This is a genomic window from Microbacterium sp. CPCC 204701 (assembly GCF_004010105.1).
GTDB lineage: Bacteria > Actinomycetota > Actinomycetes > Actinomycetales > Microbacteriaceae > Microbacterium.
The window spans coordinates 1-1,355 of record NZ_RRYE01000577.1; the positions used below are offsets into that span (position 1 = coordinate 1).

The 1,355-nt window shown below is 73.4% G+C and carries 2 protein-coding genes; both read right to left on the minus strand.

The features are described 5' to 3' along the window. A partial coding sequence (locus EIO58_RS18030; protein ID WP_127820567.1) for an alanine racemase occupies nucleotides 1–828 on the minus strand: 828 nt, incomplete at its 3' end. Beyond that, a partial coding sequence (locus tag EIO58_RS18035; protein ID WP_127820568.1) for an alanine racemase C-terminal domain-containing protein occupies nucleotides 825–1,355 on the minus strand: 531 nt, incomplete at its 5' end. The genes EIO58_RS18030 and EIO58_RS18035, both read right to left, overlap by 4 nt.

Below are 1,355 nucleotides of genomic sequence, written 5' to 3' on the forward strand. Positions count from 1 at the left end.
CGTCGCGACGCGGGCGCGACCAACGAGCGTGGACAGCACGCCGTCCACCGCACCGATGCCGACCGTGGCCCGGCGCTCGGCGACGCGCACGACGCGCGCGACGAGGGTGGCAACCGGTGCGAGCCCGTCCAGCTCGGGCCCATCGGCCGAACGGATGCCGTAGCAGAACGCCCCCACCCGCACGAGGTCGTAGCGGAACTCCGGGCGATGCCACGCCGCGGCGCTGGCCGCGAGATGCCGGACACCAGGATCGAGGCCCGCGCCCTGTGCGTGCTCCACCGCCGCATCGAAGGCCGCACGTGACGCGTCGTCTTCGGCGTCGCTGGCCTCGGCGATGTGGCTCCAGATTCCGGCGACGCGGATCCGCCCCGTCCGCTCCAGTTCGACCGCCCGTGCCACGACGGCCGGCCACTGCTCGGGGCGCACGCCATTGCGGTGCAGGCCGGTGTCGATCTTGAGATGCACCGCCGCCGGAACATTCCTGCGTGCGGCGGCCGCCGCAACGCGCTCGAGATACGCGGCGTCTCCGACCCCGAGCTCGAGCCCGGCCTCCAGGGACTCCTCGGTCTCGTCGACGCCGAGGGTCTGCCACGCGAAGACCCGGGCTCGATCCCCCGCCACCTGGGCCGCGCGCAGCGCGCTCGCGGCATCCAGAGCACCGAACCACGTCGCCCCGGCCTCGAGCGCCGCCTCCACGATCGGCTCGACGCCGAGCGCATAGGCGTCGTCCTTCACGACGACGAGCACGTCGGCGGGTGCCATTCGGGCCCGAACGGCGCGGACGTTGCGCCGGAAGCGGTCGAGATCGACCCGCAGCTCCGCGTTCACGCGACCTCCTCGCGCGCGGCGTGCAGACCTACGCCCGCCACGAGCTCGAGCTCAGTGAGACCGCTCGCGTCAGCCCACCTCCGCGCCGCGTCGGGGTGATCCGGTCCGAGGAAGACGGCTCGGTCGCCGCGCGCGACGGCGGCGTCTCCGATGTCGACCACGCAGACGTCCATCGCGACGCGGCCGATGATCGAAAGCTCCGATCCGCCGATGAGCACCGTCGCTCGGCCGCCGATCGCACGCGCGACGCCGTGCGCGTAGCCGCCCGCGACGAGCGCGACGCGAGTGTCGCGCTCTGCGCGATGGAGGTAGCCGTACGAGACTCCCTCGCCGGCGAGGAGCGGCTTGATCGAGAGCACGGGCGCAGTGAGGGTGAGCGCCGGGGTGCCGTGGCCTTCGAGGCCGAAGACGACTTCGGGGGCGAGGACGTCGCGTCCGAGTCGATCCACGCGCGAGTCGGTGTCAGACAGGATGTGCGCGGCGCCCGCCTCGAGCGCGGCATCCGTGACCAACCGAGCCCCGTGGCC